Annotated in this window: 21 protein-coding genes and 5 pseudogenes; 8 read left to right on the top strand and 18 right to left on the bottom strand. The window is 67.8% G+C overall.

Annotation, left to right across the window (positions count from 1 at the left end; translation table 11 throughout):
* Positions 1-92 precede the first annotated feature (92 nt).
* The 4 genes and pseudogenes from OG395_RS52005 to OG395_RS52020 all read right to left on the bottom strand — a co-directional run.
* Positions 93-482, bottom strand: a complete 390-nt coding sequence (locus OG395_RS52005) for a hypothetical protein (protein WP_327249110.1) — start codon at positions 480-482, stop codon at positions 93-95.
* Positions 483-1226: 744 nt separating this feature from the next.
* A complete protein-coding gene (locus OG395_RS52010; RefSeq protein WP_327249111.1) occupies positions 1227-1385 on the bottom strand; it encodes a hypothetical protein in 159 nt (52 codons plus the stop codon).
* 91 nt (positions 1386-1476) lie between these two features.
* A complete protein-coding gene (locus OG395_RS52015) occupies positions 1477-3279 on the bottom strand; it encodes an alpha-L-rhamnosidase (protein WP_327249112.1) in 1803 nt (600 codons plus the stop codon).
* A gap of 459 nt (positions 3280-3738) precedes the next feature.
* Positions 3739-3984 (bottom strand): annotated as a pseudogene (locus tag OG395_RS52020) (transposase); the annotation flags it as partial.
* A gap of 164 nt (positions 3985-4148) precedes the next feature.
* Between OG395_RS52020 and OG395_RS52025 the strand changes: the two are divergent.
* Positions 4149-5675 (top strand): MFS transporter, encoded by a 1527-nt coding sequence (locus OG395_RS52025; protein ID WP_327249113.1) that lies wholly within the window; start codon positions 4149-4151, stop codon positions 5673-5675.
* Between the two features lie 234 nt (positions 5676-5909).
* A complete protein-coding gene (locus OG395_RS52030) occupies positions 5910-6098 on the top strand; it encodes a hypothetical protein (protein ID WP_327249114.1) in 189 nt (62 codons plus the stop codon).
* Between the two features lie 838 nt (positions 6099-6936).
* Here OG395_RS52030 and OG395_RS52035 read toward each other — a convergent pair.
* From OG395_RS52035 to OG395_RS52070, 8 genes and pseudogenes are all read right to left on the bottom strand, one after another.
* On the bottom strand, positions 6937-7131 hold the full coding sequence (locus OG395_RS52035) for a hypothetical protein (protein WP_327249115.1): 195 nt from the start codon (positions 7129-7131) through the stop codon (positions 6937-6939).
* A 322-nt stretch (positions 7132-7453) separates the two neighbouring features.
* Complete coding sequence (locus OG395_RS52040) at positions 7454-7819, bottom strand: hypothetical protein (RefSeq protein ID WP_327249116.1); 366 nt, start codon at positions 7817-7819, stop codon at positions 7454-7456.
* Complete coding sequence (locus OG395_RS52045) at positions 7816-8079, bottom strand: hypothetical protein (RefSeq protein WP_327249117.1); 264 nt, start codon at positions 8077-8079, stop codon at positions 7816-7818. Before OG395_RS52045 ends, OG395_RS52040 begins: the two co-directional genes overlap by 4 nt.
* A 592-nt stretch (positions 8080-8671) precedes the next feature.
* Complete coding sequence (locus tag OG395_RS52050) at positions 8672-8836, bottom strand: hypothetical protein (RefSeq protein ID WP_327249118.1); 165 nt, start codon at positions 8834-8836, stop codon at positions 8672-8674.
* A gap of 214 nt (positions 8837-9050) precedes the next feature.
* Positions 9051-9389, bottom strand: a complete 339-nt coding sequence (locus tag OG395_RS52055) for a hypothetical protein (RefSeq protein ID WP_327249119.1) — start codon at positions 9387-9389, stop codon at positions 9051-9053.
* A 303-nt stretch (positions 9390-9692) separates the two neighbouring features.
* Positions 9693-10044 (bottom strand): annotated as a pseudogene (locus OG395_RS52060) (transposase); the annotation flags it as partial.
* A 42-nt stretch (positions 10045-10086) separates the two neighbouring features.
* A pseudogene (locus OG395_RS52065) lies at positions 10087-10777 on the bottom strand (methyltransferase domain-containing protein); the annotation flags it as partial.
* A 121-nt stretch (positions 10778-10898) separates the two neighbouring features.
* Positions 10899-11591, bottom strand: a complete 693-nt coding sequence (locus OG395_RS52070; RefSeq protein ID WP_327249120.1) for a TetR/AcrR family transcriptional regulator — start codon at positions 11589-11591, stop codon at positions 10899-10901.
* A 53-nt stretch (positions 11592-11644) separates the two neighbouring features.
* Here OG395_RS52070 and OG395_RS52075 point away from each other — a divergent pair, with 53 nt between their 5' ends.
* Positions 11645-12763 carry an FAD-dependent oxidoreductase gene (locus OG395_RS52075; RefSeq protein ID WP_327249121.1) on the top strand — a complete coding sequence of 373 codons (1119 nt, stop codon included), beginning with the start codon at positions 11645-11647 and terminating at the stop codon, positions 12761-12763.
* A gap of 114 nt (positions 12764-12877) precedes the next feature.
* Here OG395_RS52075 and OG395_RS52080 read toward each other — a convergent pair whose 3' ends face one another.
* From OG395_RS52080 to OG395_RS52090, 3 genes are read right to left on the bottom strand one after another with little or no spacing between them, the layout of a single operon-like run.
* Entirely contained in the window at positions 12878-14101 is a 1224-nt protein-coding gene (locus tag OG395_RS52080; protein ID WP_327249122.1) for a cytochrome P450, read from the bottom strand.
* A 13-nt stretch (positions 14102-14114) separates the two neighbouring features.
* The gene (locus OG395_RS52085; protein WP_327249123.1) at positions 14115-15506 is read right to left on the bottom strand and encodes an NAD(P)/FAD-dependent oxidoreductase; all 1392 of its coding nucleotides are present in this window, start codon (positions 15504-15506) and stop codon (positions 14115-14117) included.
* Positions 15503-15730, bottom strand: a complete 228-nt coding sequence (locus tag OG395_RS52090; protein ID WP_327249124.1) for a ferredoxin — start codon at positions 15728-15730, stop codon at positions 15503-15505. The genes OG395_RS52085 and OG395_RS52090 overlap by 4 nt, the downstream gene beginning before the upstream one ends.
* A gap of 433 nt (positions 15731-16163) precedes the next feature.
* Between OG395_RS52090 and OG395_RS52095 the strand changes: the two genes are divergently transcribed.
* The gene (locus OG395_RS52095; RefSeq protein ID WP_327249125.1) at positions 16164-17003 is read left to right on the top strand and encodes an SDR family oxidoreductase; all 840 of its coding nucleotides are present in this window, start codon (positions 16164-16166) and stop codon (positions 17001-17003) included.
* 9 nt (positions 17004-17012) lie between these two features.
* Here OG395_RS52095 and OG395_RS52100 read toward each other — a convergent pair whose 3' ends face one another.
* Complete coding sequence (locus tag OG395_RS52100; protein ID WP_327249126.1) at positions 17013-18830, bottom strand: glycoside hydrolase family 15 protein; 1818 nt, start codon at positions 18828-18830, stop codon at positions 17013-17015.
* A 172-nt stretch (positions 18831-19002) separates the two neighbouring features.
* Here OG395_RS52100 and OG395_RS58855 point away from each other — a divergent pair.
* Together OG395_RS58855 and OG395_RS52115 are read left to right on the top strand one after the other, a co-directional pair.
* Positions 19003-19570: pseudogene (locus OG395_RS58855) on the top strand (transposase); the annotation flags it as partial.
* Between the two features lie 25 nt (positions 19571-19595).
* On the top strand, positions 19596-20501 hold the full coding sequence (locus OG395_RS52115) for an aminoglycoside phosphotransferase family protein (RefSeq protein WP_327249127.1): 906 nt from the start codon (positions 19596-19598) through the stop codon (positions 20499-20501).
* On the opposite strand, the gene OG395_RS52120 is transcribed toward OG395_RS52115, so the two are convergent.
* A complete protein-coding gene (locus OG395_RS52120; protein WP_327249729.1) occupies positions 20420-21043 on the bottom strand; it encodes an HIT family protein in 624 nt (207 codons plus the stop codon). The two genes, OG395_RS52115 and OG395_RS52120, sit on opposite strands and share 82 nt — an antisense overlap.
* On the opposite strand from OG395_RS52120, the gene OG395_RS52125 reads away from it, so the two are divergent.
* Both OG395_RS52125 and OG395_RS52130 read left to right on the top strand, forming a co-directional pair.
* The gene (locus OG395_RS52125) at positions 21028-21612 is read left to right on the top strand and encodes a SpoIIE family protein phosphatase (RefSeq protein WP_327249128.1); all 585 of its coding nucleotides are present in this window, start codon (positions 21028-21030) and stop codon (positions 21610-21612) included. The two genes, OG395_RS52120 and OG395_RS52125, sit on opposite strands and share 16 nt — an antisense overlap.
* Positions 21613-22290: 678 nt before the next feature.
* Positions 22291-22383, top strand: a pseudogene (locus OG395_RS52130) (IS5/IS1182 family transposase); the annotation flags it as partial.
* A 250-nt stretch (positions 22384-22633) separates the two neighbouring features.
* Here the strand turns inward: OG395_RS52130 and OG395_RS52135 are convergent.
* Complete coding sequence (locus tag OG395_RS52135; RefSeq protein ID WP_327249129.1) at positions 22634-25360, bottom strand: SpoIIE family protein phosphatase; 2727 nt, start codon at positions 25358-25360, stop codon at positions 22634-22636.
* Positions 25361-25702: the final 342 nt, after the last annotated feature.

Below are 25702 nucleotides of genomic sequence, written 5' to 3' on the forward strand. Positions count from 1 at the left end.
AGGAGCTCGTCCGTCTCGGCTAGGAGCTGTCCGGCCGGCATTGTCACGTCGGTCAGCCAACGTGACTGTACCGGCCTTGGTGACCGCGGTCCTCAGCGGTGTGACCGGTCGTGGTGCCCCAGGCCCAAGTAGGTGTGTTCGTGGCCATCGGCCCAGCGGATCTGGGCGAGGACCCATTGACGACGGCCTTCGTCGATCTGCGCCCGGTAACCGTCGCGGTCGTCGTACCGGATCCAGTAGCGACCTCTGTCGTGATCCCGGTTCCAGTAGCCACGACCGTCACCGTCCCAGCCGCCGAATGCGCTGTGCCGGTCCCCGCTGTGGTGGTGGTCAGCGATTCGGGTGGCAGATGTGGCGCCCGACTGGGTGCTGCTCGGATGCGTCGCCGCCGAGGCGGAGCCGCCGGTAGCGAGAAGCCCGGCTGCCGCGATGGCGGTCGAGGCGATCGCGACGGCAGCCCGTCGAACAGTCCTGCTTGTCATGATTTTCTCTCACCCCTCACCCTTTGATCCCAATAGGGGGTTAGTGCGCGTTTGCCTCGCTAGGCACTGAAGACACTAACCGCAGTTTGTTGAATGATGAACCATGTCTGGCGGTGAGGTGCACCACGCGGTGAAAAGCCGTTGCGTCGGAATATTTCTGCGACCCCCGCTGTGGCGAGCCGGTTCTCGGGCGGCAGTCGGGGCCCGCCCCAGTCGGCCAGGTCCGATCTCTTGGCCGTCTCGCGGGAGCAGCCGCAGCCGACCTGGGCGGAGCTGGTGGCTGAGAAGCCCCTGGAGCGGGTGGCACCGAACCGGGTCCGTCTGCTCTGGTGGGGCCTCGGGGGCGGATACGTGCTGGTGGGCGCAGTCGGGGGCCGTCCCGGGTGGCGGCGCCCGGTGAATGTCCACTTCCGGGAGACCGGGCGCCGTGGAGGCCGTTGCGTCACACGGAGAAGCTGCAGGCCAGGCCCATAATCGTATTTTCGAGCGGGGCGGGTCGATGCCCGTTCGTTTGATCTGCAGCTGGAGGCGGTGGCCTTTCTGGCTTCGTTGCGGGCGCGGGGGTGTTCGCCGAATACCGAGCGTGTTTATGCAGGGCGGGTCGCGCTGTACTTGAACTACTGCCGGATGCGGCGGCTGGACTGGAGGACTCCCATGTCTCTGGGGCTGGCCGACCTGCAGCAGTGGCTGATCGAGACTCCCCTCCCGCCCCGGGCCGGCCAGGTGAGGGTCCGGGTCTGTCCGCTACCGGTCGCGGGGTACGGCGAACGCGATCATGACGGTGGTGGGGGAGTTCCTGCGGTTCGGTGCCGCCCATGGCTGGGTGCCGGCCGGCACGGCCAGGCTGCTGTCACCGCCGAAGCTGCTGCGCTTCACCACGCCCGGCGGACCGTTGCTGATCACGGTGAGGGATGGGTGAACGTCGGGATCACGGAGGCAGGTGCCCCGACCGGCGGTCGCGGTCGGGGCACCTGCTGGTGCGGTGCACCGGTCGTCAGCTCCGCCGCGAGCTGAGTGCGTATGTGCCCGGGCCCACGGAGTAGACGGCATAGCCGTCCGCGAAGCCCTTGAATACGGCCGCCTTTGACGCCGACACAGGGCGGCCATCGAGCCGGACCCTGCTCGGGTGGACGGTCGGCACGTGGATCTCGGCTGCCGTGCTCGCCGGGATCGTGACGTCGAGTGCGAGGTCTGCGCTGTCCGGCCCGGAGATCCGCCAGGCGCTGCTGATCCGCCCGCGCGGCCCCTCGTAAGAGCCCTCGACATGTGTCAGTGGGTGTTCCGGCGTCCCCACCAGCTTCGGCTTCACCACTATGCGCTCGTACGCGATTGAGTCCGGCGCCTGCTGGATGCCCGCCAGGCCCGCGCTGAACCACTCGTCGATCTGGAGCAGGATCATGTGGTTCAGCGAGGAGTTGTTGTCCGCCGCGTACCAATGCTCCGGGACCGTCGTCATGCCCTTGGGATTGGAGACGGTCGGGAGCAGGAAGGAGCCATACCCCGGGCGCGTGTCCTCGTGCAGGACCTCCCAGATGACGTCGTCACGGTCGGCGGCGCTCAGCGCCCGGAACGTGGGGCCGAGCGAGATCGTCCCGCCGCTGACGTGCGGGCCGCCGCCGTTCGGGTGGTAATCGCGGATCCGGCTGACCAGGTCGCGCAGGACGTGCTGTTTCTGCCCGCGCGGGACCAGGCCGGCTTCCAGGGCGAGCGCGTTCGCCGCCTGGGTGCCTGCCGCGCCCGCGTTGCCGTCGTTGGTGTAGGTGCGGAGTTCGTCGTTGAAGAAACGGTTGTTGAACGCGGCCTTGATCGCGCCGGCCAACGCCCAGTAGCGGCCAGCGTCGGAGTCCTTGCGCAGGTGGGCGGCCATCTGCGCGAGCCGGTCGGTCATGAGGTAATACGCGTACGTCCCGACCAGGAGCCGGGGGGTGCTCTCGTCGTGGGCGACCCAGTCCTTGAGCGGGCCGTTCACCAGGTGTTCGTCTGCTCCCGAGCCGGCCTGGGTCGTGCGTACGTAGTCGTGATATTCGGTCATGGACTGGTAGTGCACTGCCATGGTCTCCGTGTCGCCGTGGTGCCGCCACAGCCACCACGGCGCGAGGATCACCGCGCTGCCCCAGCTGATGTCGTTCCGGTACATCGCCCACTGGCCGTCGAAGACCGGGAACTCCGGCGTGTGTTCGGGTACGAGCCCGGCATTCGGCCCGTCGACGAGCTGGGCTTCCCGCATCACCCGCTCCATGTGCGGCAGATAGGCCGACATGTCGAAGTTGCGGTCGATGGCGGGCATCGAGTGGAGCATGTCGGCCAGCCAGCCCAGCTTCTCCCGGCCGGGGCAGTCCGTGAAGATCGACATCATGTTGCTGGCGATCGAGTACCGGCTCATCCGGTGCAGCCGGTTGACCCGCTCACTGGAGGTGGACACGTCGCCGGAGACCCGCGCCGAAGCGCGGACGTGGCGTGCCGTCACGGTGCGGGTGTCCGGCTGGTAGCCGGAGGGGAGGCCGGTGACCTGGATGTACTGGAAGCCGTGGTAGCCGAACTGGGGGCGCCACGTCTCGCCGTCCGCCGCGCCGAAGGTGGTGTACGTCTCGAGGATGCCCTTGCCCGACCCCAGGCTCGCCGAGTCGACGGTGCCGTCGGCTTTCAGCGACTCGGCCGGCTGCATCCTGACCACGGTGCCGGCCAGCAGCGACCCGTCGACGTGCAGCTCGGGCAGGGCGGCGGCGTTCTGTCCGAAGTCGAACACCCAGGTGCCGGAGATGGGTTCAGTGATCGCGACCGGGGAGACGGTATCCACGATCCTCACCGGCTGCGCGCGGCGCCACGTGAGCTTCGTCGCGAGGTTGGGCGGCGGGGCGATACCGGCGGCGGCCCAGCCTGTGGGCGAGCCGTCGCGCCGCTTCGCGCTGTCCGTCAGATCCGCTCCCGGGAGATCCCAACTGGTAGTAAAACTCCCTGAGGTGGCCCGACACGCGCTCAGACGCCACGACCGACGCGGGCTCCAGAGCTTGCGTGGCGGTGTGACGCCGCACGACCTCCGGGACGGGCATTGGCAGCTGCGCCCCCGTACCATCCGGCCCGCCGGGCAAGTCGATGGTCGTAATGGCTGACTCGTCCGATGCCGCGGAGAAGTAGTCATACATCACACCCATAGGCGTGATCATGCCAGGGAGTGACACGGCGCCCAGCCTGATAGCCGCCAAGACTGGCTCCGATTCAGGATCCCTCCAAAGGAGTCGCACCCATGTCGGGTTGATCATGTGATGCCGTATGGGACGAGGACGCGGTGGCGTTCGGTGTGGGCTCGGCGTCCGACGGCGGTGTTGACGTAGCCGGCGAGTTTGAGCGCGCTGTGGATCAGGTCGTGGATGGCGGCGAGCACGGCGGGCTTATTACGGGTCCTGACCTGGGACTTGTCTTCGCCGAGGACGACATCACCTACCCAGTGGACGGTGTTTTCCACGGTCCAGTGCCCGCGGGCCCAGGCGGCGATCTCGGCCGCGTCTTTCGGACAGGACCTGGTCGGGTGTACCCCTCCCCACGTTAACCGCGCGCCTCCCCAGCAGGGCATCGCTTCATGATGCTGTTTATCCGCTTGGACCCGCGCTACCCGGCCTCTGCGCCAAGGGCGGCGACGCAGGCCACCCTCTCAGGAGGCAGAGTCCCATGAGCCGAGGCGGAGAAGTAGTCACCGGAACGGTCACGACGAAGGTCCCCGCGAGACTGGACCGCCTGCCGTGGTCGCGATGGCACTGGATGATCGTGATCGGCCTGGGCACCGTCTGGATCCTCGACGGCCTGGAAGTTACCGTCGTCGGGAACATTGCCGGCCGGCTCTCGGAAGCCGGTAGCGGCCTGCCGATCACTAGCGCCCAGGTCACGGGCGTCGCGGCAGCGCTCTATGTGGCGGGCGCCTGCTCCGGCGCTCTCTTCTTCGGCTGGCTCACGGACCGTTACGGCCGTAAGAAGCTCTTCCTGATCACTCTCACCGTCTACCTCACGGCGACCGCGCTCACCGCCATCTCCGTCTCCGTCTGGTGGTTCTTCCTCTTCCGCTTCCTGACCGGGTTCGGTATCGGCGGCGAGTACGCGGCCATCAACTCCGCCATCGACGAGCTGATCCCCAGCAGGTTCCGGGGCCGCGTCGACCTGATCATCAATGGCAGTTACTGGCTGGGTGCGATGGGTGGTGCTCTCCTCTCGGTCCTCGCACTCGATACCGACATCTTCCCCAAGGATGTCGGCTGGCGGCTGACGTTCGCCCTCGGCGTCGTTCTGGGACTGGCCGTCCTTCTCGTACGCCGTCATGTGCCGGAAAGCCCGCGGTGGATGTTCATCCACGGACAGTCCGAGGAAGCGGAGAAGGTCGTCGATGAAGCGGAAAGGGCGATCGAGGAGGAGACGGGCCGCCCGCTCCCCGAGGCGGAGAGCGAGATCACTGTCGAACAGCGACGCAGCGTCGGCTTCATTGAGATCGGGAAGACCGTCTTCCGTGACTATCCCCAGCGTGCGACGCTTGGCTTCGCGCTCTTCGTCGGACAGGCGTTCCTCTACAACGCGATCACATTCGGCTTCGGCTCGATCCTGGTCACGTTCTTCGACGTCTCCACCGGAACAACCGGCTACTTCTTCGCCGCCATTGCGTTCTGCAACTTCCTGGGCCCACTGTTCCTGGGCCGTCTCTTCGACACCTGGGGCCGCCGGCCGATGATCGCGGGGACCTACATTCTCTCCGGAGTGCTGCTGTTCCTTACTGCCTGGCTGTTCGATGCCGGACGGCTCGACGCCATCTCGATGACGCTGTGCTGGTGCGTCGTCCTCTTCTTCGCGTCGGCGGGTGCGAGTTCGGCCTACCTCACGGTCAGTGAAATCTTCCCGATGGAGACACGGGCCATGGCGATCGCCTTCTTCTACGCGATCGGCACGGCGGCCGGCGGTATCTCCGGCCCCCTGCTCTTCGCGGGCCTGACGCAGAGCGGAGTTGTCGGGGACGCCGCTCTCGCATTCTGTGTGGGGGCGGCCCTGATGGTGGTCGCGGGCCTGGTGGCCGTCTTCTTCGCGGTGGTCGCAGAACAGAAGTCGCTGGAACAGATCGCTGCGCCGCTTTCGACGGTCACGTCACAGGACAGCGCTCTGCGCCGCGGGGCCGACGTGAAGAAGCCGGGGTCCCCGCCTGGCACGCCAGCGGGGTGACGCCCTCTAAGGCAGACGATCCAGCGACCCCGTGCTCGCACCTGGCTCCGCATGCGGAAGCGAGCTGTCGACCATGCCTCAGACGGGCCCCGACTCAGCGCGGCAGGACGGACTCGTTTGATTTCCCGCCAGCTGTTTCGATCCACAGCACCACTGATCAAACCGGACATCACTCCGGGGCCCTGACCCCAGGAGCGTTCTGGAAGTGGCATGGCGGGAGGGGGACACGCTTCGGTGAGCTGGCAGTTCGCCGCTCAAGCAGAGCGCAATGTGCACTCGGCGCGGACGCTGCGAATGAATCTCTGGGCGTGGACGTTCGTCTTCGGCGCCTGTGGTGCGTTCTTCAAGATCGATATGTTCTCGCGCGTGAAGATGGTGTCGAAGGCGTCGGTGTACTTCGCGTCCCGGTCGCGCAGCAGGTAGCGGAAGCCGGTGGTGCGCTCGCTGAGGTCGGACAGCGGGTTGCGGGCGAGCTGGGTGGCCCAGGCGGCGGTGGGGTGCGGTGACGCCGAGGACGTGGACGGTGCGGGTGCCGACCTCCATGACGAAGAAGACGTGCCGCCGCTTCAGGGTCACCGTGTCGAGGTGGAAGAAGGCCGCTGCGAGGAGTCCGCTTGTCTGGGTGCGGAGGAACTCGTTGTCTGGGTGCGGAGGAACTCGCGCCAGGTCGGCGCGTTGCTTGACCGTCGGGGTGCGGGGTCGAGGCCAGCGGAGCGCAGGACGCGGCGGATGGTGGAGGCGCTGACACGGTGGCCCAGGCGGGGGAGTTCGCCCTGGATGCGGGTGTAGCCCCAGGAGCTGTTCTCGCGGGCGAGCCGTAGGACCAGGCCGGTGAGCTGCTCGGGTATCGGCGGGCGGCCGGTGCGCGCGGGTTTCTGTCTCCATTTCCAGCGGACGAGGCGGCGGTGCCAGGAGAGCAGGGTGCCGGGGGTGACCAGCCGGGTGCGGCGCAGCGAAGCGGGGAGGTGTCGGGGTGAGGGCGGCGAGTACGGCCCGGTCCGGCCAGGACAGCCGTGGCCGGGTACCGAGTTGGCGGCGCAGCACGGCTACTTCGTGGCGCAGCGCCAGCAGTTCGACGTCCTTGGCTCGTTGGGAACGGGAGAGCAGGAGGAGCAGCCCGAGGAGGCGGACAAAGGCGAGATAGACCATGCGGAGCGCCACGGTGCTCGACCAGGCCATGATCGGAGGCGGGCCTCGAAGTCCCAGGTCGAAGCAGGTACGAGGGTTATGGCACCCCACAGGGGAGATTCAAAAGGCGTCATCATTCGTCCGCGACCGACAGGACGATCTTCGGGATGAACAGCACCCGGAGGGCCACGACGCGTACGTTCAGTCCTGGCGCGATGCCCACGAATTCAGCCAGAACTACGCCACGGCGGTGCAGGCGGGCAACACCGAGGAGGCCGGCCGTCTTCTCGACGCGCTCACGGCCATGGTCGGCCAGTGGGAAAGCCATTCCGCCTTCCCTGGAGTACCTGCAGCCCGTGCCGTTCGCGCAGCGCCAGAGACGATCATCATCCCCGAGATGTGACCGTGAGGCCCTACTGGCTGCTCTCGTCCGGCATGGTCATTGTCATGCTGGTGCTCACGCACTACGTGCTCCGCCTCCGCGACACGTCGTCGATCATGGGGCGTGGGACGGTCGGTCATCCTCGTCGGATCCGTCGCGTTGCTCGTTCTGTTGGGCCTGGTGGAACGCCTAACCGTTGCGGAGAGTCGCCCGGCGCCCGTCGATGGCCTGGAATCCTGACCCGGCACCGCGGGAAGGGTCTGATGGATCAGCTCGTCCAAGTCTTGATTTTAGCGGCGACCTCCCGCACCGGCAGCCCGTCCCGGGCCGCCCGGGCCAAGGGGAGAACGGTGTCTAGGCCGGGGCTCACCGGGAGGCCGCACCCCGACAGGTAGGCTGCCGCCACCGTGGCCGCGAACAGCAAGTTCCTCACCTCCAGGCTGGGGTTCCTCGCCAGCTCGCACAGCAGCGCGGCAGCCTTGTGATGGGGTTCTGGGTAGACCTCGTGGTCGAGGATCTCTGCCCGATGACGTGCTTCCGCTGCCACCGGCACGCCGTAGTCGACGACCTGGGGATCTCCCGGGATCTGCTGTGCGACTGCCAAGACCCAAGCGAGGTCGATTCGAAGATTCACGCGGCGTCCTTCGGCGCGGTCCGCGCCAGCCCCTCAGGGAGACCGGGGTACCGGTCCTCACCGAATTCCGCCTCGAACTCCTCGGCGTACGAGGTCAGGAACGCCGAGGCGCCGGCCATGAACGCGGCACGCGACTCGTTCACATCCTGCTCGATCAGATCAGCCACGTAACCCTGCAGGCTCAGACCGCGGCGCTTGGCCCGGTCTTCGGCGGCAGCCTTGACGGCATCGTCCAGTCGGATGTTCGTCTGCTTTCCCATACCCACCATTATAGCTAGGTGCTGGTACCAGCACCTAGCAAATGGACGGACCAGTCACATCGCCGTGCCGCTGGCCCGGACGCCCCGCAGCACGGCGTCCCGCTCCAGCCCAGGAGCAAGACCATCGTCGCCGAGCGATCACCAGCGCCGCGAACACCCCGACAATGCTCTGTTGGCTCTCCACGCCCTGGCGTCATCGTGCCGCGCACCAGCCCGGGACCGACCGCGACGTCGCGGCCACCGGCTCCAGCAGGACGCTCACCGTGCCTGGAAGGCGATGAACGCCATCAGCTGCCAACGCAGCCTGCGTATCGGTTCCGGCGCACTGCCCGCAGCGCCTCCGCGCTCTCGGTCACGCCGGATGCGGCATTCTCGCGCCGCCGGGCGCGGTCTTCCGCAGGTCCACTGTCGGCTACGTGCGGGCGTAGGAGAAGCGGCGATGGGCGCAGGCTCGTGCGGGGCCGCGGTGCGCTCGGGCGGCATGCCGAGCTTGGGCGGGTATACACAGGCTGACCCCTTGCCGAGGGTGTACCCGGAAGACCCTGGCCTGGGGCTCCGTTCCCGTCGACCGGTGTTCCGTTGAGGGATCCCCTTACGGAACACCTCGGCAGGTCTTTTCGTCAGGGTCGTAGCGGCTGACCAGTGGGATCGGCTTTCCGTCAGGCGTCTGTCGACGGACGATCTGATCGACGACGTGGAAGAGCTCGGCGGACATCGGGATCACCCGCTCGCGGTCGCCCTTGGGAGGCGCCACCACCAGCAGGGCGATGACCTCCCCGTTTGGCCGTTGGTATTGGCGGATGCTGAGGTGGGTCAGTTCTGTAAGCTCCTCGACTCGGATGCCGCTGTGTCGCAGGCAGGGCCCCGGCGTTTGCCTCGGATGTCCGGTGGGTGTGGCTCCTTTGGAGGGACGGCTCCACCAGCTCAGGCCGACGCGTCAGTCCTCTGTGGTAGTGCGGAATTCGGGTCGATCAGACGCAGATCCAGCAGTACAGCCGTTCCCCGCGCCGCTGCGCCCCGCGGGCGAGTTCCGCCAACTCGTGCAGCAGGCTGCCGATCGCGTCGGTATCACCAGAACCCCGCTCTTCAACCCAATGCCGCGCTGCCGCAGTCAATTCGGCGGCCTCCACACTTGCCAGGACGCCTTGAAGCTCATCACTGATGGTGAGCACCAGACGCTCGCCTTCGTCGCGTTCGGCGACGACGTGGGAGGTCCGGGGCCGCGCCAGGAACTCGTCGAAGTCGACCCCGGTCAAGAACCCCTCGATCGCTCCGAGATCGGTCGTCGAGTCGAACCCCTTGGTGGCCACGACGTGGAACCCCCTCTCGGCCAGCCGAAGCCGTGGCCTGAGGAGCTCGCGAAGGCCGTCGCGTCCGTAACGCCGAACGACCTCCGGGACGGGCATTGGCAGCTGCGCCCCCGCACCATCCGGCCCGCCGGGCAAGTCGATGGTCGTGGCGGCCGACTCGTCCGATGCCGCGGAGAAATAGTCATACATCACACCCATAGGCGTGATCATGCCAGGGAGTGACACGGCGCCCCAGCCTGATAGCCGCCAGGCCTGGCTCCGATGCAGGATCCCTCCCAAGGAGTCGCACCCATGTCCGGTTGATCATGTGATGCCGTAGAGGGCGAGGACGCGGTGGCGTTCGGTGTGGGCTCGGCGTCCGGCGGCGGTGTTGACGTACCCGGCGAGTTTGAGCGCGCTGCGGATCAGGTCGCGGATGGCGGCGAGAACGGCGGGCGTATTACGGTTCCTGACCTGGGACTTGTCCTCGCCGAAGACGACATCACGTGCCCAGTGGACGGTGTTCTCCACGGTCCACTGCCCGCGGGCCCAGCCGGCGATCTCGGCCGCGTCGGTCTGTTCGGCAGGCAGGTCGGTGATGGCGTGGACGGTCTCGCTGGACCACTTCTTCGCCGTACAGGCGGCGTCTGCGCTGGATGCGCAGGACCTGGCACGCGCGCCAGCAGGCGTTGACGCCGCAGCAGGAATCGCTGGTCGCGCTCGCCTCAGCCTTGTTACCTGCGGTGGGCTTGGTGGCGTGGACGATGGCGGAGTGCATGCCGTCCGCGACCGAACGGGTGGGGCTGAGCCCGATGTTCGTGAAGCCGGCGGCTTCGAGGCCCTGGCGGTATTCGGTGAAGGAGAGGGCGCCGGCGATGCAGCCCACGTAGTCGCCGCGTTCGGCGCGCTGGTCGGGGGTGAGGCTGCCTTCGGCGACGACGTCGGAGATGCCGATTCGGCCACCGGGCTTGAGGACCCGGATCGTCTCGGCGAAGACGGCGGGCTTGTCGGTGGACAGGTTGATGACGCAGTTGGAGCACGACGTCGATCGTGTGAGCGGGCAGCGGGATCGCCTTGATGGCGCCCTTGAGGAACTCGACGTTGGTGGCGCCGGCCTTCTGCTGGTTCTCGAGCGCGAGCATCTCCTCGGTCATGTCGAGGCCGTACGCCTCGCCGGTGGGGCCGACACGGCGGGCGGAGAGCGGGACGTCGATGGCGCCGCCGGAGCCGAGGCCCAGGACGCGCTCGCCTTCGTGTAGGTCGGCGACGGTGGTGGGGTTGCCGCAGCCCAGCGAGGCGGCGACCGCCTCGGCGGGCAGGGTGTCGCGCTCGTCGGCGGCGTAGAGGGTGGAGCCGAAGTTGTCGTCGATCTCGATGGCCTCGGGGTCGCAACAGGCGGTGCCGCCCTCGGCGGCGGACGCTCCCGGCGTCCCGATGGCAGCACCAACGTTCTGAAGTGGTGGCGGCGCAAGCCTTCACGGCCCGTGGATATCGACTCCGACCCCGCTCACATTGGGCAAGAGCTGAGTGTCACGCCGACGGCTGGTTGAGTTTGGCGGCCACGGCGTCGAGGACCCAGTCCAGGCCGGTCGCGAAGGATGCCTCGGCGTCCACGTCCGTGCCGTCGTACACGGCCTTGGACAGCGCCGGGAAGCGGCCCGTGGCCAACATTCTCGTCACATGCGGGCCGGAGGCGCGCTGCCAGTCGTGCTTGGACAGGCCCGTGGCGCGCTCGGCCCGCAAGTTCGCGATCTCGCGCCTGATCGCGCCGGTGAAGTAGGCGCTGACAGTCTCCACGGCGCGCATGACGGTGTCGAGGTCGGCGAGGCCGTCGAGGGCGGCCAGTGTGGCCTCGGCCACGGCGAGGCCGTTAGGGCCCAGGGTCGGGCGGCCGCCGAGGAGGTCGGCCAGCCATTCGTGACGAAGAGTGGCCTGCCTGGTGCGGTGGGCGAGGATGCGCAGTGCCTCCCGCCAGTCACCGGGCTGCTCCTCGGGAAGAATCTCGGCGTGGACCTCGTCCACCATGAGGTCGAACAGCTCCTCCTTGGTGGAGATGTATCCGTACAGCCGCATCGGGCCGGCGTCCAGCCGGGCAGCGACCTTGCGCACCGACACCGCCTCCAGCCCGCCCTCGTCGGCCAGCGCGATGGCGGCGGCGACGATCCGCTCCCGGTCGAGCGGCACGGGGCGAGTCGGCGGCTCCGGTCGATCCCACACAGTCATGGTCACACCGTACAGTTGCGATGCATCGTATTGGGGAAATACAGTGTATCGGCATGAGACGCCGCATCGCCGTGGTCGGGAGCGGCCCTGCCGGCCTTACGTTCGCCCGCGTCCTGCACCGCCATGATTACCCCGTCGCAATCCTCGAACGCGATCCCGCCCCCGACGCCCGCCCCCCGGGCGGCACGCTGGACCTGCACGAAGGGCTGGGTCAGCTCGCGCTGGACAAGGCGGGGCTGCTGGCGGAGTTCCAGGCGCTGTCCCGTCCCGAGGGGCAGGCCATGCGCATCCTGGACGCGGACGGGACCGTCCTGCGCGACTGGCGACCCCGTCCAGATGACCGGGCGAATCCCGAGATCGACCGCGGGCAACTCCGTGACCTGCTGCTCGGTCCTCTCGACGTCCGATGGGGGCGGGGCGTGACGCAGGTGGTGCCGGGGACCCGGGATGGCGTACTGGTCCATTTCGCGGACGGGCGACAGGAGACGTTCGACCTCGTAGTCGGCGCGGACGGCGCCTGGTCCCGGATCCGCCCGGCAGTCTCGTCGGTGACGCCGGACTACACCGGCGTCACCTTGGTCGAGACCTCCCTGGACGACGTCGACACCCGCCACCCTGACCTCGCCCGGTTGATCGGCGACGGTTCCGTGGCTGTGTACGGCGTGAACCGAGCTCTCGTCGCCCAGCGCAACAGCGGCGGCCACGTCAAGGTGTACGCCCAGTTCCGCGCGCCGCTGGACTGGCACACGAACCTGGACCTGGCCGACGTCGAGGCCGTGCGATCGAGCCTGCTGGCTCTGTTCGACGGCTGGGCCGCTCCCGTCCTCGACCTCCTCCGCCACGGCACCGCTTTCGTCCACCGCCCCCTCTACGTCCTGCCCGTGTCCCACACCTGGACCCACGTCTTCGGGGTGACGCTACTGGGCGACGCCGCCCATCTGATGCCCCCATTGGGGGCGGGCGCGAACCTCGCGATGCTGGAAGGCGCCGAACTTGCCGAGTCCATCGCCACCGGCCCTGGAGATCTGGACGAGGCCGTCCGCGCCTTCGAGGAACAGATGTGGGCACGGGCGGGCAGGTGGGCGAAGATCACGATGGCCGGCCTGGAACGCCTCGTGAGCCCGGACCCCGCTGAAGCCCTCGCCCTCTTCGACCAAGTCCAGCCATCCTGACCGCCAAGCGCGAGAGCACCAGCACTAGTGACGATCTCTGCGTGGTGTCGCCGAAGGTTCGGACAGACCCGCAGTTCAGGGCCCATACGGCCGCGCGACATCACGCCCGGAATTTCAGTAACCGTCGCCCTGCTCGATGTGCAGATGGATAGGCCCGCGCAGAACGGGGCTGCGCCGGTATGGTGGTGGGTCGGCGACCAGCCTGGGCCGGTCGAGGCGGCGTACCAGCTCGGTCAGTGCGATTTGGGTTTCCCTTCGAGCCAGCGGGCCGCCGAAGCACAGGTGAACGCCGCTGCCGAAGCCGAGGTGCTGGTTGTCACGCCGATCGGGGTCGAAGCGGTCGGGATCGTGGAAGCGGTCCGGATCGCGGTTGCCCGAGGCCAGCATCAGCATGATCTGCGAGCCCTTGGGGATCACGGTGTCGGCGACAGTGATGTCGCTGTACGCCGCCCGCCAGGGAATGATGTGCACGGGCGGCTCGTAGCGCAGCAGTTCCTCGACCAGCGGCACGACCAGGTCCGGTTCGTCGCGCAGGCGCTGGAGCACCTGCGGGTGGCGCAGCAGCGTCAGCATGCCGTTGGTGATGAGATTGACGGTGGTCTCGTGGCCGGCGATCAGCAGCAGATTGGCGGTGCTGACGATTTCCTCGTCGGTCATCCGCCCGTCGGGCCCGTCGTCGTTGGCCAGCCGTGACAAGAGGTCGTCGCCCGGCCGGCCGTGGCGTTGCTCCAGCAGCCCGCCGAGGTACTGGCGAAGCTCTTCACGGGCCTGCACGCCCTTGTCCAGCTTTTCCTTGGGGTCGGTCTTGGGGTTGTAGTCGATCGCGTTGATGATGTCGTCCACCCAGAGGCGAAACCTCGGTTCGTCCTCGCGTGGCACGCCGAGCAGGTGGCAGATCACGGTGACGGGGAACGGGTAGGCGAAGTCGTCGACGACGTCGATCTGCTCCTTGCCCGCGAAGTCGTCGATCAGGCCGCTGACGGTGGTGGTCAGGGCGGGTTCCATGCCGGTCACCAGCCCCGGGGAGTGCGGGGGGCCGAAATGGCGCATCGCCATACGCCGCAGGCGGTCGTGCTCGGGCGGGTCGAGGTTGATGAACGCCGGTGTGGTCTGCTCCTCGGCTCCGGCCGTCGGATGCGAGAGATTGCGAGTGTCCGAGCTCAGGTGCGGGTCGTGCAGGATGTCCGTGATCTCGCGATAGGTGCTGACGACGTAGCTGCCGTCCTCCTGCAGCGCCACCGGCGTCTTGCGCAGCTCGGCGTACATCGGATACGGATCGGCGCGGGAGGAGTAGTCGAGGATCCGGCGCAGCATGTCGGGCGTCTCGGTCGTGGTCATCTCGCTTTCCCTCCTATCGGTGCTGGTGCGCGGCCGTGACGCGTCGCTCACTCGGGTCGTGGCCGGTGACGACCACAGTGGCGCCCTGGGCGAGCAGGACGGGGCCCGGGAAGTCGACGGGCACCGGTTTCATGTCGGCGGGCTGGTCGGGCGTGGGACAGGGAGGCGGGAAGGGTGCGGCCGTCTCGATGAGCCTCCGGTAGTGGTCCAGCCACTTCGCGTTGTTGAAGCTCACCGCCGCGGTGACACGGCCCCGATAGCCGTATGCGGCGACGAAGCGGTGGTCGGGCACCGATCCCTGTGTGACGACCACCTCGTCGGCGAAGGTCGGCACGCCGACGGACTTGATGTTGACGCCGAACTGGATCGACCAGAACAGCGGGATGGACAGGTGGGGCCAGCGGTCCGCCTGGCCGCTGACCATGTTGTGCGCCGCGACCTCGGCCTGCTCCACGGCGTTGGCCCAGTGCTCCAGCGAGATGAGCCGGTACTCGTAGATCGGGTTCGGGCAGCGTGCCACGTCTCCGGCGACGAAGACATCGTCGGTGACCAGGCCGTTGAGGTCGAGGGCGCGGCAGCCTGTGTCGCAGGCGATTCCCCAGACACCCGCCGCCAGTCCTGAGCCTTGCAGCCACTCGGTGTTGCGGATGCCACCGAGTGCCACCACCGCCACGTCGGCGTCGATCGTGGTGCCGTCGTCGAAGTGAGCACGGCGAAGCCGCCCCTGCGCGTCGCCCTCCAGCTGGGTCACCTTGACACCGCAGCGCAGGTCGACACCGTGTGCGCGCTGCATGCCCGCCGCGACCTCGCCGATCATGGCGCCGAGGGCCCCGACCAGCGGGGCCGGCGCGAGTTCGGCGACGGTCACCGGGATGTCCCGTTCGCGGCAGATCGAGGCGATCTCGGAGCCGGTGAATCCCGCACCTATGACCAGGACGCGGGAGGGCCCGGCGGCGAGGGCTCGCTGCAGGTCCTCGGCGTGTTCGCGCGTACGCACGACAAAAACCCCGTCCAGAGCCGCCTCGCTCTCGACGAACCAAGGCCGGGCCCGGACCCCGGTAGAGATCAACACCCGGTCGAAGGGGACATCGCGTCCGTCGGCGAGACGCACGTGATTGGTCCCCAGGTCCAGCCCGCTGGCAGGCACGCCCAGCAGCCACTCCGCATCGATGTCACGACGGCGCGGCAGCTTGGTGCTTTCGGCCGGCACCCACCCGGTCAGTACCTGCTTGGACAGGGGAGGCCGGTCGTAGGGCTCGCCCAGCTCGTCGCCAATCATGGTCAGCGATCCGGTGAAACCCTCGCCGCGCAGCGCCTCTGCGGCCCGCAGTCCCGCCAGCGACGCCCCGACAACCACGATGCGGCCATCGCGCTTGAACGCTTGCAGATTGTCGGCGCTGGTCATGACGGCGACGCCTCCGCAGGTGCGTCCCGTCCCTCAAGCTGGTCGACCAGAATTGCTCGGACCGGGCAGGCCGCCGCGGCGCGCAGTACCTGGTCGCGCCGGGCGTCGTCGGGGTTCGGGTCGTACATCAGCGCTTCCTCCCCGTGCATCCGGAACGCCTCCGGAGCCAGGAACGCGCACTGCGAATACCCTTCACATCGGGAAAGATCAACGACAATCCTCATCCCGACCTCCACACGGGCAAGCTGCGGGCCCGGAAGCCGGCGCCACTCGGCGCGCAAGCGAGACGGCGAGAGAGAAGGGATGTAGCCGTTGCCCAGCTCCGCGGACGCGAGGAGGTGCACCGCGCTCGTCGGGTCGCCGCAGAAAGAATTGGTTATCGCGTACAAAGCGACCGGCGGGTTGAACCGCCCAGAGATCCTGATCTTCTGTCAAACAGCCTATCCTGCGCACACATCGCCCGCACCCGGGGGAAGGGCGGCCCTGCCGATCCGCGCCGGAGCCACATGTCCTCAAGGCCCGGTCGTGTTCGACCGATCGGCGCAATCTGCCCGCGCCCGGCGTGTGGCCTGGGCTTTGGAATGGTTCGGTGTCGACAGGAGCCGACCGGACACACATGAGGTCGTGAGGGTCAGCCAGTCGAGGAGGAGAACCGGCGTGAGCGTGACTCAGGGAGCCCTTCAGGGCGTCATCCCCGCGCATCTGCTGAAGGGCCAGAAGGCACTCGTCACTGGCGCGAACTCGGGCATCGGCAAGTCGACGGCCATCGGTCTGGGGCGTGCCGGAGCCGACGTGGTCGTGAACTACGTCGCCGGGCGCGAGGAGGCCGAGCAGGTGGTCGAGGAGATTTCCGGGTTCGGGGTGCGCGCGATGGCGTATGAGGCCGATGTGTCCCAGGAGGACCAGGTCGTCGCGATGATCGATCGGATGGTGCAGGAGTTCGGGACCATCGACATCCTCGTGGCCAACGCCGGGCTGCAGCGCGACGCTCCGTTCACCGAGATGACGACGGCCCAGTGGCAGAAGGTGCTGGACGTCAACCTCACCGGCCAGTTCCTGTGCGCGCGGGAGGCGACGAAGGAGTTCTTGAGAAGGGGGGTCGTCCCCGAGGTGTCGCGCGCGGCCGGGAAGATCATCTGCATGAGCTCGGTGCACCAACTCATCCCTTGGGCCGGCCACGTCAACTACGCGGCCTCCAAGGGCGGCGTGCAGATGATGATGGCGACGCTCGCCCAGGAGCTCGCGCCCCATAAGGTCAGGGTCAACGCAATCGCTCCGGGAGCCATCAGGACGCCCATCAATCGCAGCGCCTGGGACACTTCCGATGCCGAGAAGGACCTATTGGAGCTGATTCCTTACGGGCGCGTCGGTGATCCGGAGGACATCGCCCGCGCGGTCGTCGGGCTTGCCTCGGACCTCATGGACTACGTGGTGGGTACGACTCTCTACGTTGACGGCGGCATGACCCTCTTCCCTGGTTTCGCCACCGGCGGCTGAGGGTGGTTCTCAGTCGCGCTGCTGGTCGAGGGCGTCGTCCAGGGTGGTGGCGGCCATGATCAGGGACAGATGCGTGAAAGCCTGCGGGAAGTTGCCCAACTGCTCGCCACTGGGGCCGATCTCCTCGGCGAACAGGCCGACGTGGTTGGCATAGGTCTGCATCTTCTCGAAGGCGTAGCGTGCCGGACGAATCCGTCCGGCACGGGCAAGAGCGTCCACGTAGAGGAAGGTGCAGAGGCTGAAGGTGCCTTCGGAGCCCCGCAGACCGTCCGGGGAGGCCGCGGGGTCGTAGCGGTAGACGAGGCTGTCCGACACCAGCGTGCGTTCCATCGCGTCCAAGGTCGACAGCCAGCTCACCGTCCTGGGCGCCAGGAACCCGACGCGCGGGACGAGCAGCAGTGAAGCGTCGAGGACATCGCTTCCGTAGTGTTGGACGAGGGCCTGCTCCTTCTCGTTCCAGCCCCGCTCCATCACCTGTTCGAGGATGGCGTCGCGAGCCGCGGTCCACCGAGGAGCGTCGGCCGGACGGCTGTGCTCCCTCGCCAGGCGCAGCCCCCGGTCGAAGGCCACCCACGTCATCACCCGGCTGAAGGTGTAGTCCTGGCGCCCGCCACGGGTCTCCCAGATGCCCTCGTCGGGGCGGTCCCAGGAATCGGCGAGCCAGTCCAGCGTGCGCGCGACGTTCTTCCAGCCGTGGTAGCTGCCTCCCATGGTGACCTGGCGCCCCTCCGACAAGGCGTAGAGCGCCTCCCCGTAGATGTCCAGCTGCAGCTGATCGGCCGCTGCGTTCCCCAGCCGCACCGGATACGAACCCCGATAGCCCTCGAAGTGTGAGAGAATCTCTTCCGGCACCTCGGGGTCTCCGTCGACGCGGTACATGATCTGCAGCGGCTCGCCACCGACGCCCTCCCGGGCCTGGAGGCGGTCCCCCATCCAGCGTGTGAACTGCGCCGCCTCCTCGGCGAACCCCAGGTCGAGCAGGGCACGCACGGACAGGGAGCCGTCGCGGACCCAGGTGTAGCGGTAGTCCCAGTTGCGTTCACCCCCAATCTGCTCGGGCAGACCCATGGTCGCGGCGGCGACGGGCGCACCTGTGGGCGCATAGGTGAGCAGCTTGAGCGTGATAGCCGAGCGGTGCACCACACCCGGCCACCGGCCGCGGTACTGCGAGGAGCGCACCCAGCGCTGCCAGAAGTCCACCGTGTCCCAGAACCGTTCCATCGCCCGGTCCGGAGTGACCGGCGGCGGTGGGTCACCATCGGGCCCGCAGACGGTGAACACCGCCGCAGCCACCTCACCCGCCCTCAAGGTCACCGCACCCCGCACGTCCGTGCCGTCCTGGTGCAGGGGGAAGGTGCTTTGCAGATAGGCGGTGACGTTCGGTGCCCGGAACGTGGCGGTACCGTCCTGCATGTCGAGATCGTGGGTGGCCCGGCCGTAGTCGAAGCGCGGACGGCACTCCAAAGTGAAGTGCACCGTTCCGCGCACCGCCCGCACGCCGCGCATCAGTACATGCCTGTCAGTGGGGGTGCCGGCGCGATCCGGTGGCATGTAGTCGAAAACCTCGCCGACCCCGTCCGGCGACATGAACCGCGTAACCAGGACCGCGGTGTCGGGGTAGTAGAGCTGCTTGCAGGTGGTGGCCCGGCTTTCAGGCGCGAACAGGAAGTAGCCACCCCGGTCGTGGTCGAGCAGGGCAGCGAAGACACTGGGCGAGTCGAACCGGGGAGCCGTGAACCAGTCGACGACCCCCTGGGACGACACCAGAGCAGCGGTCTGCAGGTCGCCGACGAGGCCGTGGTCGGCAATGGGCGGGTAACGGTCCATGATCAGCTCGCCTCCCTGATGCCCCTGGTTCCACTGTCCGCCCTGTGCGACGCGGCTGCCACGGAATGCGGCACGAGGGGCGAGGGGGGCGACGGCCGCCGCCGGGAGATGAGAGTGCTGATGCGACCCCGACGCACTTCAGCCGCTGCTCCAGCGCCTTGCGCCCGGTGACTGGCTGGAGCACTACATCGAGCCGCGCCGCAAGCTCAGCACCTACGACCAGTACGAGGCGCACGTGCGGCTCTACCTGGTCCCCATGCTGGGCACCAAGCGACTGGAGTCGCTGAGCGTCGCCGACGTGCGCCGGTTCATCACCCGGGTGCAGAGCGCACAGACGGCCGCGACCGCGAAGGAAGCGCACCGGGTGCTGCGTACAGCGCTCACGGCGCCGGTCCGCGAAGAGCTGAACCGCGCCGGCGACGATGACGATGCCGACTTGACCGCCGGTGATCTTGTTGAGATCCAGTCCACCAACCCTCTGGAGCGGATCAACCGGGAGATCAAACGCCGGACCGACGGCGTCCAGGTCTTCCCCAATCCGCCCGCGCTGGAGAGACTGGTGAGCGCCGTGCTCGTCGAGATGCACGACGAGTGGATCGCCTTCCCCCGCCGCTCCCCCCGAAGGCAGCATGGACGCGCTCTACCCCGAACTCACATCACGAACACGACCGTCAGTTGATCGGGTACACCACGAGGAGGGGCGCGATCTCGGTGCGCAACGGAAAACGAGTCGCAGCTGAAGACCGTGCCGCGGACGCTGCCAGTGTGAAGATGCATGAAAACCAACTGGCGGTGGCACCTGAGACGGTGCGAGCGCTGGTGGATCAGCAGTTTCCTGAGTGGCGGAGCCTGTCAGTCAGGACCACTGCTGTGCTGGGGACGGTCAACGCCATCTTCCGTATCGGTGATCGGTTCGCAGCTCGATTCCCTCTTGAGGCCGCCGACGTGGAGTCGACGCGACATCGGCTGGAGTCGGAAGCCGAAGCGGCTCGTGAGCTGGCCGGTCGTACGCGTTTTCCTACACCCGAGCCGGTCGCGCTGGGTGAACCAGGGGCGGGCTACCCGCTTCCGTGGTCGGTGCAGACGTGGCTGCCTGAAACCGTCGCTGATGACGAGGACCCGGGCGAATCAGTGGCGTTTGCCCACGACTTGGCCGATCTCATCGGTGACCTGCGCGCGATCGACACACGGGGCCGCACGTTTGCTGGTCCGGGCCGAGGAGGCGAGCTACAAACCCATGATGCGTGGATGGAGACCTGCTTCAGGCACAGTGAGCAACTCCTGGATGTGGCGCAGTTGCGCCGTGTCTGGGTGACTCTGCGTGAACTGCCGCGAGGCAGGGCTGATGACGTCATGACCCATGGCGATCTGATTCCGGGCAACGTGCTCGTGTCCGCCGGTCGACTCGCGGGGATTCTCGACGTTGGTGGCTTCGGGCCGGCTGACCCCTCTCTGGATCTTGTGAGTGTGTGGCATCTGCTTGAGACTGGGCCGCGGCAGGTACTCCGCGACCATTTGGGGTGCGACGACCTTGAATGGGAGCGAGGCAAGGCCTGGGCCTTCGTCCAAGCGATGGGTTTGGTCTGGTACTACATCGAAAGTAACCCGACCATGAGCCAGCTGGGTCGACGCTCCGTGGAACGCATCCTGGCGGACAAGTCGCTTGAATGACCTGTTCCACAGGTTGGCGGACCAGCGGGGTCAGCTCGTACGGGGCTCCTCCGGCGGACGATGGAAGTCCCTGGCGGCAACAGCGGCACGGAGTCGCGCGGCCATGTCAGCCGTCTCCTTGGCGGCATGGACGGGACCCCGTTCTCGGTCATCAGGGCGTGGAACTGCTGTTGTTCATAGGGAACGCCGGGTGGCGGAGCGGCGATGTGCCAGTGGAGGTGTGTGTTGCCCTGCTGGCTCCCGAGGGAGTACAGGCACGTCCGCTCGGGTCCGTAGACACTCTCGACGGCCGAGGCGACCTCGCGGACGACGCGCATGAGTCGGAGGTAGGCCGCTTCGTCCAGGTCACGGACGACGTGCTCGATGTGCGCCTTCGGTGCGACAAGCACCTTCCCCCGGACGGTGCGCCACCGATCGAGGAACGCCACGTGGTCCTGGTCCTCAAAGACCGTCTCGTGTGGGTGGTCCGGATGCCCGGCCAGTAACGAGCAGATGAAGCACGGCCCGCCTTGCGTGCGAGCCGTGTGTGCCTCAAGGCCCATGGACTGCCGGTCAGTCGACACCTGCACTCCTCGCCTCGGCCTTGATCAGTTCCCGCAGCATCCGCTCGGCCACACTGCGGACGAGCTCGATTCCGTCGGCCGAGCCTTGTGATTCCAGCAGGAGTATCAGGTCAGACGGAGACAGGGCCAGCGCAACCCATCCGCTTGAACTGGCTTTCTGGCTGGGAGAGTTGCACTATGGTCCGCTCCTTGTTCAGGGAGCGGCCATCCGAATCAGGAGTGCGCCCCGGGCAGACGACCGCGCACTCCCACACCTTGATCGGCTACACCATCACGCGGGACACGATCTCAGGCACGGTGACCGGCTGCTGTGCTACACCGACGGTGTCATCGAGGAACGCGACGAGGGCGGTGCGCCGTTCGGTGAGGAACGGCTCATCCGCTGCGTGGACCGGATGGGTCAGGTCACGGAGGGAGCGTGGGCGGCGGTGCGCCGACTCTCCCACACTCTGAAGGACGAACGCAGCTGGCGTGCCAGTGACGACGCGACCCTTTTCCTCATCGAGTGGCGCGGCGGCGCGACCGGACACCTCGCAGCCCTGGACTGACTCATTGTCCTGGTCCGAACCAATCGGTGATCTGGTGGAGAGGTGGGCGAATGCGGAATGTCTTTTCCGTCCCCGATGTTGAGTGGCCTCGATCCCGGACCAACTGGCGCTCGTTCATTTTCGTGGTGAGGTGTGGAGACGGCCCCCTGCCACCGGAGCTCTGCCGGTTCGCCCGCACCGTTGGTTTGCGCCTGCCGTCCGTGGCGCGCGGAGGCCAGTTGCAGACCCCGTCGTCCAGGGCGAACAGACGCTGGGCGGTGAGGCTGCGTCCTAGCGTTTCAGGTCTGGTGAGTGGGTGGTGAGTCAGGCAGGCTTTGGCCGCGCCTTGCGTTTTTCCCTACAGTCCGCCCTGCAGCCACCCCTCACCGGGACTGGTGCCCACTGCCGCGAGTCACTGGTGGCACGGTTCGGTGGGATCCCACTCCAACGGCAGCGGACAGCGGGAATCGCCGACCGCGAGCCGGTCCGGGTGGACTATCCGTAGAGGGAGCGTCGCAAAACGCTGGTGGCCTGCGAAACGCCTGCTACGACGGAATCCACTCAGAACGGCCTGCCGGACCCCTCACCCAGTAGTCACTGGAGAGCCGGACGACCAGGAAACCGTTTGTCCGGTTCGGCGGGAGGCGCGCGGAACAGGACCTGCCACGGCAGGTACCTCACCGCGCGGCCGACCTGACGTCCTGGCTGACCGAATACCGCGGACTCAACCACCGCTACGGATGCCACCACTGCAACTACCTCGCCTTTCTCGGCCTCGCCGCCCCACTCTGCTGGCTACAAGTGACTCGTCCGGCGCACCACATAGGACACAGCCCAAATTTGTGGGTGGTCCACACCCGTCTGCCCGTAAATCTCCGCTGTTGGGTGACGGGTAGCCGGTGGCTCTCTTCGGATGGCACTGGGGGAGGGACCGTCCGTTCGACGTGCGGAGCCAGGCCGCAACGAAGCAGGACGCGGGCGGGCGCTGTTGCGATGGGCCGCTTCACGAGGCGACCGCTGCCGCCCGTGCGACTGGGCCTCCTCATTCGTCGCATTGGCCAAGGAAGAGGTCGGCCAGGTCGGTGCCGGGTTCTACGGCTCCGTCGTGCAAGGTCTGCTCCGCCCAGATGATCTTGCCGTGGGCGGTGTACCGGGTGCCCCAGCGCCGAGCGAACTGGGCGATCAGGAACAGCCCCCGGCCGCCCTCGTCGGTGGCCGCCGCTCGACGCAGATGCGGCGAGGTGCTGGAGTCGTCGGCGACCTCGCAGATCAGATTGCTGCTGTCGTACAACAGGCGCAGCCGTATGGGCTGTACGCCGTACCGGATGGCGTTGGTGACCAGCTCGCTGACGATCAGTTCGGCGGTGAAGGTCAGCTGGTCCAGGCCCCAGGTTTCCAGCCGATGGGTGACGCCGGCGCGGACGCGGGAGACGGCCTTTGGATCCGAGGGTATGTCCCAGTCAGCGACTTGGTCGGGGTTCAGCAGCCGGGTGCGGGCGATGAGCAGGACGACGTCGTCGCGGGGGCGTTCGGGCAGCAGGGCGTCGATGACTGCCTGGCAGGTCTGTTCCGGGGTGCGGTCGCGGTGGGACAGGGTGTCCTGCAGGAGGTCCAGGCTGGTGTCGAGATCGCGGTTGTGGTCCTCGACCAGCCCGTCGGTGAACAGGGCCAGCCGGCTGCCCTCGGGCAGCCGCAGTGCGGCGGTTTCGAACGGGAGCGTGCCACCGAGGCCGAGGGGCGGCGAGACGGGGGTGTCGGGGAAGGTGACAGTGCCGTCGGGCTGGACCAGGGCGGGGCCGAGGTGGCCGGCGCGCGCGAGGGTGCACACACCCGAGACCGGGTCGTAGATCGCGTACAGACAGGTGGCGCCGGTGATCTGCTGTCCCTCCTCCTCGGCGGCCTCGTCGGCATCGATGCGGGCGACCAGCTCATCCAGGTGGGCCAGCAGCTCGTCAGGGGCCATGTCCAAGGCGGAGAAGTTGTGCACGGCGGTGCGTAGGCGGCCCATGGTGGCCACCGCGTGCACCCCGTGACCGACGACGTCGCCGACGACCAGGGCCACCCGGGCGCCAGGCAGCGGGATGACGTCGAACCAATCCCCGCCCACCCCCGCCTGCGCGGGCAGATAGCAGTGGGAGACCTCCAGGGCACTCACTTCCGGCAGCCCTCGCGGCAGCAGGCTGCGCTGCAGGGCGACGGCCATGGTGCGCTCGTGGGTGTAGCGACGGGCATTGTCGATGGCCACCGCCGCCCGGGCGGCCAGTTCCTCGGCAAAGGACCGATCCTCCTCCTCGAAGGCCTCGAGGGTCTCGGCGCGCCAGAAGTCGGCCAGCCCCAGGACCACGCCGCGGGCCCGCAGCGGCACGCTGATCAGCGAGTGGACGCCGTAGTCCAGGATCTGCCGGGCCCGCTCGGGATGCTGGGACTGCCAGCTGTACGCCGTACGCAAGTCGACCTCGAGGACCGCCTGGCCGCTCGCCATGTCCGGCGCCGTCGGAGCGATGAGCGTGAGTGTGATGAGCTCACCCACCGGGTTGAACGGCGAGTCCTGCCGGACGCCGCTGACGGCCGCGCGCCGCATTGCGGTGCTCCCCTCGGGGGGCTCGTCGCCCCGCAGAACCGGCTCCAGCAGCTCGACGGTGACGACGTCGGCGAAGCGCGGGACCGCCACCTCGGCGAGCTCCTGGGCGGTGCGCGCCACATCCAGTGTGGTGCCTATCCGCACCCCCGCGTCGTAGAGCAGTTTCAAACGCTCCCGGGCCGCCTCCGCCCGGCCTGCAAGCGCCCGCAGCTCGGTGGTGTCTCGTAGCGTTACCGCGCTCCCGGCAACCCCTCCGTAGGGGGCGGTCGGCCGCACATTCACCGCCAGCAGACGGTCGCCCGCCAGATGCACCTCATCGGTCGCCCCTCGCCCGGAGATCAACAATTCGGCCAGGGGCAGCTCCAGGCCGAGAGCCGTGACATGGCGGCGTTCCGCGTCCGCGGGCAGGTCGAGCAGTCGTCGTGCCTCGTCGTTGGCCAGCAGCAGCTGCCCGTCGCCACTGATGATCAGCACGCCCTCCCGCACCGAGTGCAGTACCGCGTCGTTGTGCTCGTACATGCGCGTGATCTCGGCCGGGCCGAGGCCGCGGGTCTGGCGCAGCAACCGTCGACTGAGCACCGCAGCTCCGCCCGTGGTGACGGCCACCGCGCCGGCCGCAGCGCCCACCACGGCTACCAACTGCGCTGTGACCATGGCGCTGACGTGCTCAACCGTAATCCCGGCTCCGACCGCGCCGACTACCGACCCAGTCGGTTCCTTGATGGGGACATAGGCCCGGATTTGAGGGCCGAGAGAGCCAACACCTTCCTCCCGTACGGTTTGGCCGGCCAACAAAGGAGCCATGTCCGTAGCAGTGTGGCTGCCGGGGTGACCCACACGGGAGGAGAGGGCGTAGTAGATTCCGTCCCGGTTCAGAACGCCCAGGAAGTCCACGTCGGAGCCCTTCCGGGCCTCCTCGACCCGCGGCTGCAGTACTGCGGTGGGGTGGGGTGACCTCAGGGCTCCCACGAGCCCCGGAGAGCTGGCAAAGCCCTGCGCGACAGCGAGCGATTGATTGCCGGCCGCGCGGGTGCTCTCGCGCTGGGACGTCAGCGCGAGCATCACGACGGCCCCGACGGCAAGCAGTACCACGACCACCACTTGCAGTACGAACATCTGGCCGACGACGCTACGGACACTCAGCACCGAAGACGGCCCCCTTCGCCGGCTGCTGGCGACACTGCCCATGAACCGAGCGTCCGGGGAAGAACGGGGTCGGATTCGAAATCCGCGCATACGTCAATTTTGCGCTTGCTCTTCAAATCCTGGGGTGATCGCATGCGCACAGTCATAAATGGGTGACAGAAAGTGAGATGCGGCAGCGGGGTAGTGGAGGTGGGCAAGGCATGCACTCCGTGCCACCCGGCATTCGTCCTCGGTTGTCCTCGAAGAGACTCGCCCGTGGCGGGATCTCCACGCACTCGACGGAGGTCCATGGCTCGAGCATTGCCGGTCACGGCATTAGCTGGACAGGTGACTGGCCTTGCTTGCCCCGCCCCGGGAACCGGCCCCTGGGGCGGGGCAGCTTCG

Origin of the sequence: Streptomyces sp. NBC_01320 (genome assembly GCF_035974375.1) — a bacterium.
GTDB classification, from domain to species: domain Bacteria; phylum Actinomycetota; class Actinomycetes; order Streptomycetales; family Streptomycetaceae; genus Streptomyces; species Streptomyces yanii.

Coding starts and splice junctions, on each gene's coding strand:
- OG395_RS52005 (WP_327249110.1), bottom strand. CDS start 482: ATGACAAGCAGGACTGTTCGACGGGCTGCCGTCGCGATCGCCTCGACC.
- OG395_RS52025 (WP_327249113.1), top strand. CDS start 4,149: ATGAGCCGAGGCGGAGAAGTAGTCACCGGAACGGTCACGACGAAGGTC.
- OG395_RS52035 (WP_327249115.1), bottom strand. CDS start 7,131: ATGGCTTTCCCACTGGCCGACCATGGCCGTGAGCGCGTCGAGAAGACG.
- OG395_RS52045 (WP_327249117.1), bottom strand. CDS start 8,079: ATGGGAAAGCAGACGAACATCCGACTGGACGATGCCGTCAAGGCTGCC.
- OG395_RS52070 (WP_327249120.1), bottom strand. CDS start 11,591: ATGACTGTGTGGGATCGACCGGAGCCGCCGACTCGCCCCGTGCCGCTC.
- OG395_RS52075 (WP_327249121.1), top strand. CDS start 11,645: ATGAGACGCCGCATCGCCGTGGTCGGGAGCGGCCCTGCCGGCCTTACG.
- OG395_RS52080 (WP_327249122.1), bottom strand. CDS start 14,101: ATGACCACGACCGAGACGCCCGACATGCTGCGCCGGATCCTCGACTAC.
- OG395_RS52085 (WP_327249123.1), bottom strand. CDS start 15,506: ATGACCAGCGCCGACAATCTGCAAGCGTTCAAGCGCGATGGCCGCATC.
- OG395_RS52090 (WP_327249124.1), bottom strand. CDS start 15,730: ATGAGGATTGTCGTTGATCTTTCCCGATGTGAAGGGTATTCGCAGTGC.
- OG395_RS52100 (WP_327249126.1), bottom strand. CDS start 18,830: ATGGACCGTTACCCGCCCATTGCCGACCACGGCCTCGTCGGCGACCTG.
- OG395_RS52120 (WP_327249729.1), bottom strand. CDS start 21,043: ATGGGCCTTGAGGCACACACGGCTCGCACGCAAGGCGGGCCGTGCTTC.
- OG395_RS52135 (WP_327249129.1), bottom strand. CDS start 25,360: ATGGGCAGTGTCGCCAGCAGCCGGCGAAGGGGGCCGTCTTCGGTGCTG.